The 17,505-nt window shown below is 73.5% G+C and carries 16 protein-coding genes; 10 read left to right on the top strand and 6 right to left on the bottom strand.

Annotation, left to right across the window (positions count from 1 at the left end):
• Positions 1-117: 117 nt before the first annotated feature.
• The 3 genes from LCD35_RS00650 to LCD35_RS00640 are packed head-to-tail and all read right to left on the bottom strand — an operon-like array spanning position 118 to position 3,244.
• A complete protein-coding gene (locus tag LCD35_RS00650) occupies positions 118-816 on the bottom strand; it encodes a VOC family protein (RefSeq protein WP_224965846.1) in 699 nt (232 codons plus the stop codon).
• A complete protein-coding gene (locus tag LCD35_RS00645) occupies positions 813-1,910 on the bottom strand; it encodes a Gfo/Idh/MocA family oxidoreductase (protein ID WP_224965845.1) in 1,098 nt (365 codons plus the stop codon). Before LCD35_RS00645 ends, LCD35_RS00650 begins: the two co-directional genes overlap by 4 nt.
• Positions 1,907-3,244, bottom strand: coding sequence for a salicylate synthase (locus LCD35_RS00640; RefSeq protein ID WP_225043558.1), 1,338 nt, complete (start codon positions 3,242-3,244; stop codon positions 1,907-1,909). Before LCD35_RS00640 ends, LCD35_RS00645 begins: the two co-directional genes overlap by 4 nt.
• A 608-nt stretch (positions 3,245-3,852) precedes the next feature.
• On the opposite strand from LCD35_RS00640, the gene LCD35_RS00635 reads away from it, so the two are divergent.
• Positions 3,853-5,271, top strand: coding sequence for an L-lactate permease (locus LCD35_RS00635; protein ID WP_225043557.1), 1,419 nt, complete (start codon positions 3,853-3,855; stop codon positions 5,269-5,271).
• Positions 5,272-5,406: 135 nt separating this feature from the next.
• Here LCD35_RS00635 and LCD35_RS00630 read toward each other — a convergent pair whose 3' ends face one another.
• Both LCD35_RS00630 and LCD35_RS00625 read right to left on the bottom strand, forming a co-directional pair.
• Positions 5,407-6,213 (bottom strand): cytochrome c biogenesis CcdA family protein, encoded by an 807-nt coding sequence (locus LCD35_RS00630; RefSeq protein ID WP_225043556.1) that lies wholly within the window; start codon positions 6,211-6,213, stop codon positions 5,407-5,409.
• A 5-nt stretch (positions 6,214-6,218) separates the two neighbouring features.
• Complete coding sequence (locus LCD35_RS00625; protein WP_224956304.1) at positions 6,219-6,950, bottom strand: thioredoxin domain-containing protein; 732 nt, start codon at positions 6,948-6,950, stop codon at positions 6,219-6,221.
• 89 nt (positions 6,951-7,039) lie between these two features.
• Here LCD35_RS00625 and LCD35_RS00620 point away from each other — a divergent pair, with 89 nt between their 5' ends.
• Positions 7,040-7,699: a GntR family transcriptional regulator gene (locus LCD35_RS00620; RefSeq protein WP_225043555.1), complete on the top strand. Its 660-nt coding sequence runs from the start codon at positions 7,040-7,042 to the stop codon at positions 7,697-7,699.
• Positions 7,700-7,736: 37 nt separating this feature from the next.
• Complete coding sequence (locus tag LCD35_RS00615) at positions 7,737-8,231, top strand: hypothetical protein (RefSeq protein WP_225043554.1); 495 nt, start codon at positions 7,737-7,739, stop codon at positions 8,229-8,231.
• Positions 8,232-8,314: 83 nt separating this feature from the next.
• Here the strand turns inward: LCD35_RS00615 and LCD35_RS00610 are convergent, their stop codons facing one another.
• Positions 8,315-8,824 (bottom strand): GNAT family N-acetyltransferase, encoded by a 510-nt coding sequence (locus tag LCD35_RS00610; protein ID WP_225043553.1) that lies wholly within the window; start codon positions 8,822-8,824, stop codon positions 8,315-8,317.
• 79 nt (positions 8,825-8,903) lie between these two features.
• On the opposite strand from LCD35_RS00610, the gene LCD35_RS00605 reads away from it, so the two are divergent.
• The 7 genes from LCD35_RS00605 (at position 8,904) to LCD35_RS00575 (ending at position 17,439) form a co-directional block, all read left to right on the top strand.
• A complete protein-coding gene (locus tag LCD35_RS00605) occupies positions 8,904-9,614 on the top strand; it encodes a GntR family transcriptional regulator (RefSeq protein WP_225043560.1) in 711 nt (236 codons plus the stop codon).
• Positions 9,615-9,710: 96 nt separating this feature from the next.
• A complete protein-coding gene (locus LCD35_RS00600) occupies positions 9,711-10,616 on the top strand; it encodes a dihydrodipicolinate synthase family protein (protein WP_225043552.1) in 906 nt (301 codons plus the stop codon).
• A complete protein-coding gene (locus tag LCD35_RS00595) occupies positions 10,613-12,133 on the top strand; it encodes an aldehyde dehydrogenase family protein (protein WP_224956297.1) in 1,521 nt (506 codons plus the stop codon). The genes LCD35_RS00600 and LCD35_RS00595 overlap by 4 nt, the downstream gene beginning before the upstream one ends.
• Positions 12,134-12,210: 77 nt before the next feature.
• Positions 12,211-13,395 carry an enolase C-terminal domain-like protein gene (locus LCD35_RS00590; protein WP_224956295.1) on the top strand — a complete coding sequence of 395 codons (1,185 nt, stop codon included), beginning with the start codon at positions 12,211-12,213 and terminating at the stop codon, positions 13,393-13,395.
• 135 nt (positions 13,396-13,530) lie between these two features.
• Entirely contained in the window at positions 13,531-14,862 is a 1,332-nt protein-coding gene (locus LCD35_RS00585) for an MFS transporter (protein ID WP_224956293.1), read from the top strand.
• A gap of 185 nt (positions 14,863-15,047) precedes the next feature.
• Positions 15,048-16,361, top strand: coding sequence for an Nramp family divalent metal transporter (locus LCD35_RS00580; RefSeq protein WP_225043551.1), 1,314 nt, complete (start codon positions 15,048-15,050; stop codon positions 16,359-16,361).
• Between the two features lie 37 nt (positions 16,362-16,398).
• Complete coding sequence (locus LCD35_RS00575; RefSeq protein ID WP_225043550.1) at positions 16,399-17,439, top strand: Ldh family oxidoreductase; 1,041 nt, start codon at positions 16,399-16,401, stop codon at positions 17,437-17,439.
• Positions 17,440-17,505: the final 66 nt, after the last annotated feature.

The following is a 17,505-nucleotide window of genomic DNA, read 5'->3' as shown; positions in this document are numbered from 1 at the left end:
GGGTGCCTCCTGCTTTTCCCGGTCCGGCGCGCGGTGCGCCACCGGATCGACATCGATGATCGTTTTCAACTGGTTCGGACGTGCGGTCCCGCCGGAAGGGGCGGGGAGAGGGGCGCGCTAGCCGTCCGCGGGTGCCGCGCGCAGCACGGCGCCGTGCGTGAGCGCCGGATCCACGTCGTGGTCCAGCCCGGCGATCTCGATCGCCAGCACTCCGGTGACCGGTGCTTCCCGCACCCGGAAACCGGGGGCGTCGCCGACGAGGGCGCGGAACGCGGGCAGGTCCCGCGCCCGCACGCCCACCTCGACGGTGCGCAGCGCGGTGGCCCCGTTCGGGTGCGCCACGGCGGGCGGGTGCTGCGGCGGGTCGTACGGGGTGACCAGGAACGGCAGCCGGTCGTTGCGCGGGTAGGCGAAGGAGAACTCGGTGCGCGCCCCGTCCGGGCGCCGCCGCTTCCAGCGCACGGCGCGCCCGCTGGGCACCCCGGCTCGGGCGAGCGCGGCGAGGCGTCCGGCGAACCCGTCGCGAGGGGTCAGCACGGCGACGTCGCAGAAGCCCTCGGCCTGGCGCGCCCAGCGCACCATGCGCTTCCCCGCGCCGCGGCCGAAGAACAGCTCCAGCGGCAGCCGGAACCACCGCGCACCGCGCGGCGTGGTGAGCAGTTCGACGATCGGGCCGTCCGGGAACCACACGTGCGCGTGCAGCGCCCGTTCCTCGGCGGTGGCGAAGTCGACCTGGAACCCGGCGGCGCGGAAGTCCGCGACCGCGGCCGCGAGGTCGTCGACCCGCAGCAGCACGTGACTGCACCGGGCGCTCATCGGACCAGCTCCCGCCGGTCGACGACGGGTGGTTCCGCGGGCCGGACCACCTCGGGCATGCCGAGCTTCGCGGTGAGGTCGGCCCAGGCCGTCGCCACCGACAGCGCCCACTGCCCGGCGGCGGTGCGGCGGGCGGGTCGATCGATGTCCGCGCGCAACCGCAGCAGCGAGGCCCGCACCGCGCCGGGCCACAGCCGCGCGAACACGTCGTGGAAGGTGCCGGGCGCCTCCTGCAACACCGAGGTGCTGGGCACCGCGAGCCGTTCGGTGCCCGGCCCGGCGAGCACGAGCCTGCCGGTCTCGTCGCGCGGCGAGTGCAGCCGCGGGTTCCACAGCACCGGTCCGTGCGTGTCGGCCAGTTCCAGCACTCCCGCGTCGGTGCCGACCGAGATCCGGTGCAGCAGGTGCGAGTGGTTGTCCGGGTCGTCCGGGTGCACCTGGTTCTGCACCCGCAGCGTCACCGGCAGGCCACCGACCACGGCGTGCAGCGCGCGGAACGGTTGCGGTTGCGCCGCGAGCACCGCGAGCCGCTCGGGCACCGGATCGCAGTCGCCGAACGCCCACGGCCGCAGCGCGCCCGCGACCCGGCCGAGCACGTCGAGCAGCGGGAGCAGGACCTGGCTGTTGCAGGCGGCGTCGACGAACCGCAGCGGGTGCTCGGCGCGCAGCCGGGCCACCGCGTCCAGGAAGGTCCGCACCGGCTCGATGTCGTGGTAGAGCGTGTTCACCGCGTACGCGGCACCGCCGTCCCGGGCGGCCCGCAGGTTCTGCGCGATCTCCTCGGCGTGCACCGGGTGTTCCTGCAGCACGTGGGTGCCGCGGCGCAGGAACTCCCGCGCCAGCTCCGATCCGGTGCCGCCGGTGGCGCCGGAGCGCACCACGACGCAGACCACGTCCACGTCCGCGGGGACCTCGCTCGGGTCCGCGTAGGACGGGACGCCGCGCTCCGCGGCGAGCGCGCGGGAGAACGCGCTGCCCTGGGACAGGATTCCGGCCAGTTCGAAGGATTCCGGGTCCGAGCGCACCGCGTCCAGGTAGATCCGCCCGAACGCGGTGCCCGCGACCACGACCCGCAGCGGCCGCGCCCCGGTCACGGGGTCACCGCCGGTTCCGCGGCGGGCACCAGGTGGCGGCAGACGCTGCGCAGCTTCTCGCGGGTCTCCTCCAGCTCCCGGTCCGGGTCGGAGTCCGCGACCACGCCCGCACCCGCGCGCAGCCAGGTGCGGCCGTCCTTGCGGTAGACGCTGCGCAGCACCAGGGCCGCGTCCAGCTCGTCGCCGTCCACGGCGACGACCGCGCCGCTGTAGAGGCCGCGTTCCTCGCGTTCCAGCCGCCGGATCAGCGCCCCGGCCGGTTCCTTGGGGATGCCGGAGGCCGTGACGGCGGGGAACAGCGCGGCCAGCGCGTCCCACGCGTCGGCCTCGGCGCGCAGCACGCCGCTGAGCTCGGAGGCCAGGTGCTGCACGCTGCCGCGCTCCTCCACGTGCATGAACTCCGCGACGCGCACCGAGCCGGGCGCGCACACGCCGTCGAGCTCCTGCGCCGCGAGCCGCACCGAGATCGCGTGCTCGTAGACCTCCTTGGCGTCCCGGTAGAGCTCGGCGCGCAACGCACCGTCCACTTCGGAATCTCCTGCCAGCGCGCGGGTTCCGGCCAGCGGTTGCGTGGTGACGACGCGGCCGGGACCGACCTTCGCGACGATCTCCGGGCTGTACCCGGCCGCCTCCCAGCCGCCGAGGCGGAGCAGGAACGAGCGCGCCGGGGTGTTCGCGCGGCGCCCGGCGAGGTAGGTGGCGGCGAGGTCGATCTCGCCGGGCACCGGGACCGGGCGGGACAGGATCACCTTGTCCAGCCGGCCGGCGCGGATCTCGGCGACCGCGTCGCGGACGCCCGCGCGGTACTCCTCGGCGCCGTGCTCCAGCAGGTCGGCGTCCGCCGGGACGGGCTCGGCCGCGGTCGCCGCCCGCAACCTCCGCTCGAGCCGGTCGAGATCGGTGGCGTCGGCGGCGCGCAGCAGCGCGGTCCCGCCGTCGACGACGACCTCCCGCTCCGGCACCAGGAACCAGGCGAGCACGTCCTCGGCGGCGACCGCGTCGCGGTGGGCCTGCGAGAGCTCGAAGCTGACCCAGCCGCACGCCCGCGGCCCGCCCGGCGCCTCCGCTCCGCCGAGCGAGCGCAGCGCGTCGCCCGCCGCGGCGAGCGGGTGCGTCCGCAGCGGGAACTCGGTGCGCCGCGCACCGCGCACGAGGGTCGCGCCGGTCGCGCGGACCTGGACTTCGGCCTGCCGCCCCTCGGCCCACCGGATCGCACCGCCGTGCTCGTAGAGCACGTGCTGGTCGGCCGACTCCGCGCAGAGCCCGGCGGTCGCGGCGAGCGCGTCGCCGTCGAACTGGATGCGGCGTTCCACCGCACCGCCAACGGAGGTCATCTGATCGTCTCCCACTTTCCCGTGCTTGATCGCGATCGCGCACGGCCCCAGTTGCGGGTGGCACCGATCGGCGCCACCCGGCTTAGTGAATCCACGGCGCACGGATCACGGTCCGTCACGCCATCCCAGTCAACTTAGGTTAGGCTAACTAGAGTTGATCGCGCCCGCAAGCGCACTCCGCCTCATCGCCGCACCGTGCGCGACCACCATCTAAGACGCTGTTGAAAATGATTGTCAATGCGATTAGTGCTGAGTGTTGCAGCACAGGAGCCCATGGACTGATCGGAGTAGCGGAATATCGAGCATCGGGCGCAACGATCGCGTGACGCGGCTCTCGAAGATCCGCCGACCACCCGACCGGACGCCGAGCGATCACCCGAAGTGACCAGGGGCTCGACCGGCCGGGCCCGGTGGCGCGATCGCCCGCTGTGGACGATGCGGGCGGAATCCCGCCGCAGCGGTGAGATCGGCGGCACCGGATGCCACCGCACCGCGGAACATCGGTAGTTTTCCCGCGAGGAGCCGTTCCGCACCCCAGCGGAACCCGGCCCCCGGAAGGCCGGGAACGCGCCCGGCCGGCCCCACCGCCGACCCGCCCCGGACGTGCCATGCCGATGCTCCTCGCCGCCGCCGCGCCCATCCTCGTCGTGCTGCTCCTGCTGGCGGTGCGGATCCCGTCGCTGTGGGCCGGAGCCACCGGGCTGGTCGTCGCCGTCCTCGCCGCGGCGCTCGCGTTCCCCCTCGACGCGGCCGGGATGGCGGCTTCGGCGCGGGACATGGCGCCCACCGTCGTCGAGGTCGCCGTGATCCTGCTCGGCGGCGTCGGGCTAGCGGAGGCCATGCGGCGCGGCGGTGCGCAGGACCGGATCGCCGACTGGCTCGACGGCGCCGAACGCGGCGCGGACCGGACGGTCACCCTGCTGCTGCTGGTGTTCGGGCTGACGCCGTTCATGGAATCCGTCACCGGGTTCGGCCTCGGCGTGGTGATCACCGCTCCCCTGCTGGTCCGGCTCGGGCTGCCCCCGGTGAAGGCGGTGGTCTCCGGACTGCTCGGGCTGGTGCTGGTGCCGTGGGGCTCCCTCGGCCCCGGCACGCTGGTCGCCGCGCAGCTCGGCGGGGTCGGATCAGGGGAGCTCGGCCTGTGGTCGGCGCTGCTGACGCTGCCGGTCCTGGTCGTGGCCGCGAGCGCCGTGCTCGCCCTCGACGTCGGCCGCCCGGCGCCGCGGCAGCTGCTGCTGGCGGCCGCGGTGGTGCTCGTGGAGTGGGTGGCGCTGATCGCGGTGAACCTGGTGCTGTTCCCGCCCGCGGGCGCGCTGGCCTCGGCGGTGGTGGTCGCGGGACTGCTCGCGCTGACCCGCGCCGCGAACGGCCCGCTGCCCGCGGTGGACCGGGCGCTCGCGCTCGCGCTGCTGCCGTACTTCGTGCTGGTCGGCGGCATCTTCGCCGCCACCGGGGTGCTGGCGCTGCTCGGCGCGAGCGGTCCGGCCGCGGTGCTGGCGAATCCGGCGGTGTGGCTGCTGATCGCCACGGCCGTCGCCGTCGCCGCGCTCGACCTCCCGGCAGCGGACCGGTGGCGGGTGATCGGCTCCGCCGTGCGCCGGTGGGTGCCGATCGCGGGCGGCGCCGTGCTGTTCATGGTGCTCGGCATCGTCATGGCCGCCACCGGCATGGCCGAGCACCTGGCGGCCTCGGCCGCGCGCGCCGGGTACGGGTTCGTCGCCGCGATCCCCGCGATCGGGGCGTTCGGCGGCTACCTCACCGGGTCCAACACCGGGGCGGCGGCGATGTTCTCGGCCGCCACCGCGACCGCGTCCGCCGGGCTGGGGGCGACGCCGCTGATCGCGCTGGCGGGGCAGAACGTGGCGGGTTCGTTCGCGATCATCGCGTCCCCGCCGCGGATCGCGCTGGCCGCCGCCGTCGCCTTGCCGCCGGGGGAACGGCTGCCCGGTTCGGCGCAGCGCGTCCTCGCCGGAGCCGCCGCCACGTCCGCGGTGCTGCTCGGAGCCCTCACCCTCCTCCTCGCCTGACCACGCCGTCGATCCGCTCCTGCCGCCCGGTGCGGGGAACCCCACCGCCCGCCGTCGAACCCGACCGGGCGTGCACGTCGTACAAGACGGGCGGTGAGTTCCGCCGCGCCAGTGCGACGCGGCAGAAGTGGAAGGTCAGCCGGTTCGGTTCCTGCGGTGCAGCACGAACCAGGCGGAGCCGGCCACGGCCAGCACGACCAGCACCACCGCCCAGTCGGGAACGGCCCCGGACAGCTCCAGCACCCGGCCTTCGAGCCGCGCCTGTTCGGAGGCGCCGAGCACGCCGCCCACGCTCGTCGTCCCCCGGGTGACCAGCATCAGCACCCCGACGGCCGCGGTCAGCGCCCCGCCGACCACCCCGGTCCAGGTGTTCTCCCAGCGCCCGATCCGCACCTGCCGCGGGCGCACCAGGCCGCGCACGAACGGCAACCGGCCCCACAGCAGGCTCAGCACCAGCAGCGGCAGCGCCATCCCGGCGGCGAACACCAGCAGCACGACCCCGCCGCGCAGCGCGTTCCCGGACACCGCGGCGAACGTCAGCACCGCCCCGAGCAGCGGTCCGGCGCACACCCCGGCCAGCCCGTAGATCGTGCCGAGCGCGTACACCGAGGCCGTCGAGGTGCCCGCCGAGCGCTGCGTCCTGCTCAGCATCGGCAGCGGCACGTCCAGCAGCATCAGCACCCCGAGCACGATCACCACGACGGCCGCCACGCCGACGAAGGCGTCCCGGTACTCGTTCACGAACGCGCCGAGCGTCCCGGCCAGCACGCCCAGCGGCACCAGCGTGGTGATCAGCCCGAGGTAGAACACCCCGGTGCGCGCGAGCAGCGCGCCGGGTGCGGTGAAGGCGTAGGAGAAGAAGGCTGGCAGCAGCATCACCGAGCACGGGCTCAGCAGGGTCAGCACCCCGCCGACGAACGCGCCGAGCAGGCCGAGTTCCACGCGCCCTACTCCCCGCCGGCGAGCGCGGCGTCCACGAACTCGCGGAAGTTCTCGATCGGCTGCGCCCCGGAGAGCGCCGAGTTGCCGATGGCGAAGAACGGGACGCTGTTCACGCCGAGGCGTTGCGCGTCACCGGTGCTCTGCCGCACCGCCTCCAGCAGCCGCGGGTCGTCGAGGTCGGCGGTGAACTTCGCGAGGTCGGGCACGCCGATCTCCTCCGCGAACCCGATCAGCCGGTCGCGCGGGAGGTCGGGGTGCCCGGATTCGGGGGCGGCCCGGTACACGGCGCCGAGGTATTCGGGGAACATGCCTTGGTTCCCCGCGGCGCGGGCGGCGACGGCGGCGGTGGCCGACTGCTCGCCGAAGAAGGAGACGTCGCGGATCTCGATGCGCAGCTTCCCCGAGTCCACGTACTCGCGGACGAGCGCGGGCAGCGTGTCCCGGTTGAACACGGCGCAGTACGGGCAGCGCAGGTCGGTCCACTCGACCAGCACCACCGGGGCGTCGGCGCCGCCGATGGCCATCGGGTCGTGCGGGTCGCGCAGCTCGACGCCCACCTGCTGCGGCGGGGAGGCCGCACCGCCGTCGGCGCTCGGCGCGGGCTGCCCGGTGGAGAGCTGGGCGGCCACCACCACGAGCAGGAACGCGGACAGGGCCGCGAGCACGACGTTGATGATCTTGGAACGGCGGTACTTCGCCTCCAGATCGTCCGGGCGATCGGCGGGTCGATTCGTCACCGAACTAGGATACATGTTGCATCCCAACGGCTCGCGGGCCTGCTTGGGAGGATGGAGCGATCGGGGGCGACGACGAGAGGCGGCACACGATGGCCAGGACCACGCTCGACGAGGGCTCCGCGAACGAGCGCTCCTACCGGCACGTCCGGCAGGGCATCCTCACCGGGCGCTTCCCCGGCGGCACGATGCTCAGCGAGGCGACGCTCGCCGCCGAGCTGGCGGTGAGCCGCACGCCCGTGCGGGCCGCGCTGGTCCGGCTCCAGGAGGAGGGCTGGGTGACGATCTACCCCAAGCGCGGCGCCCTCGTGCAGACCCTCAGCGACCGCGCCGTCCGCGAACTCGCCGAAGCCAAGGCGATGCTCGAATCGGGCGCGGTGCGCGCCGCCCGCCCGCGCGCGCTCACCGCGCTCGCCGTCGAGATGCGCCCGGATCTGCTGCGGCAGCAGGAAGTCCTCGACGCCGGGGACCTGACCGCGTTCGTGGAGCTGAGCATCGCGTTCCACCGGTCCTTCATCGCGGCCGCGGGCAACGAGGTGGTGCTGGAGCTCTACGACCGGCTCGCCGATCGGCAGCGCTTCCTGCTGTTCAGCTACGGGCGGCGGCTGCTGGACCGCGCCGCCGCGATCGTCGAGGAGCACGGGCTGCTGCTGGACGCCGCCGCCTCGGGGGACGGCGACGCGTTCGCGGCGACCCTGCGCGACCACCTCACCAAGAGCTACGGCGACGCCACCGACCCGCGCTCGTCGTGAGCACCCCCACCGCACGACCCGGAACCGAGGAGGGCGCGTGACCGCAGCCGATCCGATGTGGACGCTCCGGCGCCGGACGAGCGAGAAGTGGCGCACGCACGGCCCGGACGTGCTGCCGATGTTCGTCGCCGAGATGGACTTCCCGCTCGCACCCGCGATCAAGTCCGCGCTGCTGGCCGCGGTGGAGGCGGGCGACACCGGCTACGTCGACCCGCACGACACCCGGGCCGCCGAGGCCTTCGCCTCCTACGCGGCCGACACCTGGGACTGGGAACCCGCACCGGAGCGGATGAGCTGCACCACCGACGTCAGCGTCGTCATCGTCGAATCGTTGCGGCGCCTCATCTCGCCCGGCGACGGCGTGATCGTCAACCCGCCGATCTACCCGCCGTTCTTCGACCTGGTGCCGGAAGCCGGCGGCTCGGTGGTGGAGGTGCCGCTGCGCGACGACGGCGAACGTTACGAGCTCGACCCCGGAGACCGTGGTCGAGGCCGTCGACCGACTCGCCCGCGCGAACCGCTGAACCGCTAGTCCACAAAGGACAGGTGGTCGCAGGTCGGCCGAGCCCGTCCACTGCGGACTGGACGACCATCGCTACCGGAGACCGCGGCGGATCAGAGCTCGCGCTGGAACCAGTGCTCGTCCCGGAAGTCCCCGGGCGCCACCTGGAGCGCGGCCGGGAAGCGGCCGACCTCGGCCCAGCCCTGGCGGCGGTAGAACTCGGGCAGGTGGGTGCCGCCGCGGGTGGCGAGCACGAGCTGCCGGAAACCGAGGTCGCGGGCGCGCTCGACCGCGCGGGCCAGCAGACGACGCCCGATCCCGCCGCGCTGCCACCCGGGGTGCACGATCAGCTTCCGCACTTCCGCCCGGTGGCGGAACACCTGCCCTTCCTTCCCGCAGACCAGCACCATCCCCACCAGGAGCCCGCCGTCGCGTTCGACCAGCAGCTCCTGCCGCCCGGATCCGACGTCGCGCAGTTCTCCTGCCGCCGCCTCCGCGACGAGTTCCGCGGGGGCGTCCACGGGGAATCCGATGGCGCCGCCTGCGCGCACCACGGCCCGCCACAGGTCGGCGACCTCGGTCGTCGTGGGGAGCTCCGCCCGCCCACTGCTTGACCTCGCCATGCCACCACCCTACAGTCCCTCGTATCTCATATATGACGTACGAAGGAGCAGCGTGATGGCCGAGAGCTCACCGGACGCGATGGCGGCCTTCCGGCTGTCGCTCGCCGACGCGGAGGTGGATCCGCTGGCGAACCGGACCGACCGGGCGCTGTCGACCATCAAGCGGGGCATCCTCACCAACCGGCTGCGGCCCGGCCAGCAGCTGGTCGAAGCCGACATCGCCGAAGTCCTCGGCATGTCCAAGACCCCCGTGCGCGAGGCGCTGAAGACGCTGGTCGGCACCGGCCTCGTCGCGTTCAGCCGGTTCAAGGGAGCCATCGTCCGCGAACTCGACGCCGACGAGGCCGCCGCGATCTACGACCTGCGGCTGCTGCTGGAACCCGAAGCGGCGCGCCGGGCCGTGACCGCGGGCTTCGACCCGGGCCCGGCCGGCGTCGCGCTGGACCGCGCGGTGGCCGCGGGCGAGGCCGGGGACAACGCGGGAATGAGCCTCGCCAACCGCGAGTTCCACCGCCACCTCTACGCGGGCTGCGGGAACGCGCTCCTCGTGGACACCCTCGACGGGCTCAAGGACCAGACCGCGCTGGTCAGCGTCTCCGGCTGGCGCACGGCGGGCGGGTGGCGGACCGAAGCCGACGAGCACCGCGGCATCCTCGACGCCGCCGAACGCGGCGACGCCGACGCGGTCGCCACCGCACTGCGCGCCCACATCGCCGAGTTCGTCGAGCGCGTCATGCCGCACCTCACCGGCGCGGCCGAACTCGCGGACGGTGACACCGCCGCGGGCTGACCGCCACCCCCGCACATCCGACACCACCACCGCGCAGCGACATCCGGCTGCGCGGGCGATCAACGACGTCTTCACCCGACTCCTCCGAGGAGAAGCATGGAACTCGACGAGATCAGGCGCCGGCTCGCCGACGTCATCGCGATCACCCCGACCCCGTTCACCGCGGACGGCACCATCGACGTGCCGAACACCGAACGCGCGGTGGAACGGCTGCTCGACGGCGGCGTGCGGGTGCTCACCGTCAACGGCAACACCGGCGAGTTCTACACGCTCTCGCCCGCCGAGACGCGCGCCCTGGCCGACCTCACCGCCGCGGCCGTCCGGCCGGACACGCTGCTCATCGCCGGAGTCGGATTCGACGCGGCCACCGCGATCGACTCCGCCCGCTACGCGCGGGATCGCGGGGCCGCCGCGGTGATGGTGCACCAGCCGGTGCACCCCTACGTCTCCCGGCAAGGCTGGATCGACTACCACCGGGCCATCGCCTCCGCGGTCCCCGACCTCGGGGTGCTGCCGTACGTGCGGACGCCGCGGATCGAGGCGGCCGACTTCACCGCGCTCGCCGACGCCTGCCCGAACGTCGTCGGCGTCAAGTACGCGCTGCCCGACCCGACCCGGTTCGCCGCGGTGGCGCGGGTCGCCGGGATCGACCGGTTCACCTGGATCGCGGGCCTCGCCGAACTGTCCGCCCCCGCCTACGCGGCGGTCGGCGCGACCGGTTTCACCTCCGGGCTCGCCACCATCGCCCCGGACCTCTCGCTGCGGATGCAGGCCGCACTGTCCACAGGGGACTTCACGGCGGCGATGCGGGTGTGGGACCAGGTGCGGGAGTTCGAAGAACTGCGCGCGGCGGACGCCGGTGCCGACAACGTCAGCGTGATCAAGGAGGCACTGCACCAGATCGGCCTCGGCAGACCCGACGTGCGTCCACCCGCCTCCCGGATCGAACCGGCGGCGCGGGAAGCGGTCGCGAAGATCCTCGCCAGCTGGGACGTCCGATGAGCGCGGCGGCGGGCGCGCACCCGCTGCCCAGCATCGACCCGCGCACCGGCGAGGCCACCCGCACCGACCTGCTGCCGACCGGCACCGCCGAGGTCGCGGCGCACTGCGCCCGCGCCGCCACGGCCACCGAGGAGCTGGAGCGGATCGGCCGCGCCGGGCGAGCCGCCGTGCTGCGCGCCATGGCCGACGACCTGGAAGCCGCCCGCGAGGAGGTGGTCGCCACCGCCGACCGGGAGACCGCGCTCGGACGCCCGCGACTGGACGGGGAGCTGAACCGGACCGCCTACCAGCTGCGGTTCTTCGCCGAGGTCATCGAGGACGGCGCCTACCTGGAGGCCGTCGTCGACCATCCCGGGGACACGCCGATGGGCCCGCGCCCGGACCTGCGCCGGATGCTGGTGCCGACCGGGCCGGTCGCCGTGTTCGGCGCCAGCAACTTCCCGCTCGCCTTCTCGGTGCCCGGCGGGGACACCGCGGCCGCGCTCGCCGCGGGCTGCGCCGTCGTGGTCAAGGCGCACGGCAGCCACCCGCTCACCTCCGCGCTGTGCGGGCGGATCCTCGCCGCCGCCGCGGCCCGCGCGGGCGCCCCGGACGGCACGATCTCCGTGGTGTTCGGTCGCGAAGCCGGGACGGCGCTGGTCACCGATCCGGCGATCACCGCGGTCTCCTTCACCGGTGGGCACGCCGGGGCCACCGCGCTGCGCGGGCTGATCGCGCGGCGCCCGGACCCGATCCCGTTCTTCGGGGAGCTGGGCAGCGTGAACCCGCTGGTGGTGACCGCGGCTGCGGCCGCCGAGCGCGCGGCGGAGATCGGGCGCGGCCTGGTCGGCTCGTTCACCTTGGGCGGCGGGCAGTTCTGCACCAAACCCGGTCTCGTGCTGGTTCCCGCCGGGCCCGACGGCGACCGGCTCGTCGACGCCGCCACCGCCGCCCTCGCCGAGGTGCCCGCTCCGGCACTGCTCAACGCGGGCATCGCCGAGTCCTACGCGGCCGGGGTCGCCGCGCTCGGCGGACGCCACCTGATCACCGCCACCGCCGAACCCGGCGCGGGCTTCGAGGTGCGGCCGACCGCGGTGCTGGTCGACGCCGACGACCTCGACGCCGCGCTGTTGGAGGAGCTGTTCGGGCCGATCGCGGTCCTCGTGCGGTACGCCCCCGAGCAGCTGACCGGCCTGCTCGACCGGCTGCCCGGCTCGCTCGTCGCCACCGTGCACGGGGGCGCCGCCGACGACCCCGAACGCGACCGCGCCGTCGCGGCCCTGCGCGGCCGCACCGGACGGCTGCTCTTCGACGGCTATCCCACCGGCGTCGCTGTCGCGTGGGCCCAGCAGCACGGCGGGCCGTGGCCCGCCACCGACACCCAGCACACCTCCGTGGGTGCCACCGCGATCCGCCGGTTCCTGCGCCCGATCGCCTGGCAGAACGCGCCCGAGGCGTCGCTGCCACCGGAACTGCGGGACGGGCCCTCCCCCGTTCCCCGCCGCGTCGACGGGATCGCGGTTCCGGCCACCCCGTGACGCCCACCGCACCACCCGCGCGCCGGTCGCGCCGCCGCAGCACGAGCCCGAAGACGGGCGCTGAGAGGAGATCCACCGTGAGCACGCTGATCGACAAGGTCGAGGTCGTCCAGTTCGACGTCGACACCCCCGGCTACACCCGCACCTTCGACGTCGACGCCCGCGCCGGTTCCTGGTACCACCAGCCCGGCGTGGTCGGGAAGCGCGGCGTGCTGCTGGTCCGGGTGCACACCACCGACGGGCACGTCGGCGAGTACGCCAACCACGCCGTGAACGGGTCAGCCCAGCAGGCCGCCGACGTCGCCCGGGTCGCCATCGGGCGGCCGTGGCACGCCCGCGAGCGCATCCTGCGGGCCGGGCGCAGGCTGTCCCGGCCCGCGCACTCCTACGGGCTGTGCTTCCTGGACAACGCGCTGTGGGACCTGGCGGGCAAGGTGTACGGCGCCTCGCTGACCGAACTGCTCGGCGGCGGGCGGGAACGCATCCGCGCCTACGCCTCCAGCGTCAACGGCGACCGCGTCGGCAGCCTCTCCGACAAGGAATCGGTGGTGGCGTTCTTCGCCGAGCTGCGCGAACTCGGCTGGACCGGCTTCAAGATGCACAGCTGGCACGAGGGCGACAAGTGGGAGGAGGCCGAGAACGTCGCGCACCTGCGCGAGCACCTGGGCGAGCGGACCGAGCTGATGCTCGACCCGGCGTGCGTGTTCGACTCGCTCTCCGACGCCATCTTCGTCGGAAAGGCCTGCCAGGACGCGGGATTCCGCTGGTACGAGGACCCGATGCGGCCGCTGGGCATCGGCGCGTTCGCGCACCGCAAGCTCCGCGAGGCGCTGGACATCCCGATCCTGCAGACCGAGCACGTCGCCGGGCCCGAGGCGAAGGCCGACTTCCTGCTCGCGGGCGGCACCGACCTGCTGCGCGTCGACTCGCACTTCGACCTCGGCATCACCGGATGCCTGAAGACCATCAAGTTCGCCGAATCCCTCGGCGTCAACGTGGAGGTGCACGGGCCCAGCCCGATCCACCGGCACCTGGTCGCGTCCATGCAGGCCACCTCGATGTACGAGGTCGCGAACGTGTCGCCGCAGCTGGCCGACCCGTCCCCGGAGATCTACACCTGCGGCTACACCGACGCGTACACCTCCATCGGCGCGGACGGCACGCTGCCCGTCCCGACCGGACCCGGCATCGGCGTCAGCTACGACGCGGACCTGATCGCGAGGCGCACCACCGCCAGCGTCACCGTCACCGACCAGGCCTGAGCCGCCCGTCCCCGACGAACCTCCCCAGGTGGACGGCCCAGCGGGCCGCCGGGACGGGGCCGATGGGCCGTCCACCTCCGGGGACCTCGGCGCGACCGCGCGCCCCTCCTCCCCCGTACGAAGGCAGGTGCAACGATGCACTCCTCCCCGCACGCCAGCGAGCAGGAACCGGCGACGCCGGTCCTGGACGGAGCGCTGCGCAAGGCGTTCCGCAGGCTCGTCCCGCTCGTGATGATCATGTTCGTCGCGAACTACATCGACCGGGTCAACATCGGGTTCGCGAAGGACGCGCTCGAAGCGGACTCCGGCATCGGCGCCGCGGCGTTCGGCCTCGGCGCGGGCCTGTTCTTCCTCACCTACGCCGTGTTCGAGGTGCCCAGCAACATCCTGCTGGAGCGGTTCGGCGCGAAGCTCTGGCTGACCCGCATCATGGTCAGCTGGGGCCTGGTCTCGGCCGCGATGATGTTCGCGCACAACGAGTGGATCTTCTACGCGCTCCGGTTGCTGCTCGGCGCCGCCGAAGCCGGGTTCTTCGCCGGTGTCCTCTACTACTTCACCCAGTGGTTCCCGAACGCCGTGCGCGGCCGGGCCAACGCCGCGCTGTACTCCGCCTCCACCATCGCCGCCGTGATCGCCGGTCCGCTGTCCGGGGCGCTGCTGAGCATGGACGACATCGGCGGCTTGCACGGCTGGCAGTGGTTGTTCCTCATCGAAGGGCTCGCGGCCGTCCTCATCGGACTCGTCGCCTGGCGGTTCCTGGAGGCGAAGCCCGCCGACGCGGCGTGGCTCAGCGACGCGGAGAAGACCGCGCTGATCGAGCGGCTCGCCGAGGAGGAGCGCGTCAAGTCCGGCGGCGCGCCGGAACCGTCCCGGTGGACCATGCTGCGCGACCCGCAGATGCTGCTGTTCTGCCTGGTGTACTTCGCCGCGCAGCTGGCGCAGTACTCGGTCACCTTCTGGCTGCCGAGCTTCGTGCGCCGCATCGGCGGGCTCGGCGAGATCACCATCGGGCTCGTCGCGGTGCTGCCGTTCGCGGCCGCGTTCGTCGCGATCCTGGTGGCCGGCCGGATCTCCGACCGCACCGGGGCGCGGCGCACCGTACTCGGTTCCGGGTTCGTGCTCGCCGCCGTCGGGCTCGCCGTGGCCGGATTCGCGCACCCGCTGCTCGCGGTGGTGATGCTGATCGTGGCCACCGTCGGGTTCAAGGTCGCCGCGTCCTCCTTCTTCGTCATCCCGCAGCAGTACCTGGTGGGTGCGCTCACCGCGCCGGGCCTCGCGCTGATCAACTCGATCGGCAACCTGGGCGGGTTCGTGGCGCCGACCCTGATGGGCCAAGTCCAGGAGCGCACCGGCAGCGTCTCCGGCGGCCTGTACGTGGTGGCCGCGACCTGCGTCGTCGCGCTCGGCGCGTGCGCCCTGCTGAAGTCCACCGCCCGCCGCCGCACCGCGGAGCCCACCGCGGTCTGAGAGCGCCGCCGCGCGGCGCGGAATCTCGGTCACTCGTTCCGGCAATTCCGCCACTCGAAACGCGTCGCGGCTGTTCCCGGCGGAACTCCCCTCGCTTCGACGAGATTCCGCCATCCGACACCGGAATCACCACCGTGCGGCGGAGAGCACACCTCAGGAAGACGACGACGTCCCGTGGAGGTCCCATGTCCGACCCGACCGAACCGGCGGTGCTCGCACCGACGTCGCCCAGCCGCCGGTGGCTCGACCTGGTCCGGACCGTCGGGCCCGGCCTGGTCGTCGCCCTCACCTGGGTCGGCGCCGGTGACCTCGTGGAGAACGCGACCGCGGGCGGCAACTACGGCTACGCCCTGCTGTGGGTGGTGCCGCTGTCGCTGGTGTTCCGGTTCTTCCTCGTCTCCACCATCGCGCGGTACCCGCTGTTCAACGCGCACGGCGACACCAGCATCATCCGCGGCCTGGTGCGGCTGAGTCCGCTGCTCGGGTGGGTGTTCGGCGCGGCGCTGCTGTTCTACTGCTACATCAGCATGGCGTTCATGCTCAGCGGTGTCGGCACCGCGCTGACCGCGCTGACCGGTGGCGCGGTCGACCGGTTCTGGGGCGCGGCGCTGGGTGCGGTCACCGTCGCGGTACTCGTCGACCGCGGCGCGTACTCGCTGCTGGAAGGCGTGTTCAAGGTGCTGCTGGCGGCGCTGGGCGCCTCGTTCGTCGTCGCGGTGGCGCTCGTCGGCGTCGACTGGTCCGCGCTGGCCGGCGGGCTGGTCGGGTTCCGGTTACCGCCGGACTTCGGCGTGTTCAACTCGGGTCTGCTGCTGCTGAGCCTGGTGATGTCCAGCGTGGGTTCGCTGGCGAACCTGATCTACCCGCAGGTGATGGAGGAGAAGGGCTGGACCACCCCGGGGCACCGCCGCAAGCAGCAGCTGGACCTGCTGTTCGGCACGGTCGCGGTCGCGTTCCTGGGGCTGTGCATGTGGATCGTCGGTGCCGAGGTGCTGCACGGCGGCCCACCCGCCGAGACCGATCGGGACATCGCGGGCGCGCTGGGCGGGGCCATCGGTCCGATCGGCACGTACATCTTCTACTTCGGGCTGCTGGCCGCGACCTGGACGACCTCGGCCGGGGTGCTGTTCAGCATCAGCAAGCTGGCCGTGCAGTCCTTCCGCGCGTCCCGGCTCGCCGCCCGCGGCGACTTAGATTCCACTGTGGACGGACGAGGGAGGCTGTACCGCGGGTTCGTGCTGGTCGGGTTGAGCGCGGTGGTGTGGTCGCTGCCGTGGGCGCCCGGGTTCACCGCGCTCACCGTGGCGCTGGTGTCGTTCCAGGCGCCGATGCTGGTGCTCACCGTCGTCGCGCTGCTGGTGATCCTCAACCGCAGCAGCATGATGGGCGATCGCCGGAACCGCTGGTGGGAGAACGCGATCCTCGCCGTCCTGCTGTGCTTCACGCTGTTCGCCTGCTACCACGGGCTCGCCGACGCCGTCGCCATCGTCGCGGGCTGACACCTCCGCCACCGCACCGAGATCGGGAGGCAGCACCATGCGCTACCCGCACGCCGACCTGACCGAGTTCACCACCGCGCTGCTGCGGCACGTCGGGGCGGACGCGGCGCAGGCCGCCGCGATGACCGAGCGGCTGCTCGACGCCGACCTGCTCGGGCACCGGACGCACGGCCTGTGGTTCCTCAGCAACTACCTGGAGCGGATCAGCGGCGGGCACATCCGCACCTCCGGGGAGATCGAGGTGGTGCACCGGGAACCGGGCGCGGCGGCCTGGCGCGCGCACCGGCTGCCCGGGGCGTGGGTGCTGGGCGAGGCGACCGCGCTGCTGCTCGACGACGTCCGCGAGCGCGCCACCTCGACGATCACCATCGCGGACTGCTCGCACATCGGCTGCCTGCAGAGCTACCTGCCGCCGTTCACCGAACGCGGGCTGCTGGTGCAGCTCACCGCCACCGACCCCGGAGTCGCCTCGGTCGCCGCTCCCGGCGGCACCAACCCCGTGATCACCACCAATCCGATCGCGATGGGCATCCCCACCCGCGGCGCGCCGCTGCTGATCGACCAGTGCACCTCGGTCGGCAGCAACGCCCTGTTCGACGACTACGCGGCCCGCGGGGAACGGTTGCCCGGCGAGTGGTTGCTCGACGCGGCGGGTGTGCCGACCGATGATCCGGCGGTGCTCACCGGCGAACCGAAGGGCACCATCCAATCACTGGGCCAGGCCGAGTTCGGTTACAAGGGCTTCGGTTTCGGGCTCATGTCGGAGGCGCTGTCGCTGGCCCTGACCGGCTACGGCAGGCGATCCCGCCCGCACCGGTTCGGGCAGGGCGTGTTCCTGCAGGTCATCGACCCCGCCAAGTTCGCGGGCAGCACCGAGTTCCTCGACGAGGTCGACCACCTCGTCAGCACCGTCCGCGCCGACCCGGGCCGCGACGGCAGGCCACCGCGCCTGCCCGGCGAGCGGGCGCTGGCCTCCCGCGCCGACCAGCTCCGCAACGGCGTCGAACTCCACCCCGACGCCCTCGTCCGACTCGCACCGTGGGCGCGGCGAGCCGGGGTTCCGCTGCCGCGGGGATGAACATCTCACGGTGGAGTCCCGGGTCCGCCTCGCGTGGTGCAATGCGGGGACGGTCTCCGCCCGGAG

The organism is Saccharopolyspora sp. 6V (assembly GCF_020176785.1).
GTDB lineage: Bacteria > Actinomycetota > Actinomycetes > Mycobacteriales > Pseudonocardiaceae > Saccharopolyspora_C > Saccharopolyspora_C gregorii.
Note: the sequence above shows the minus strand (reverse complement) of the source record. Positions and strands in the feature narration are given on the sequence as shown.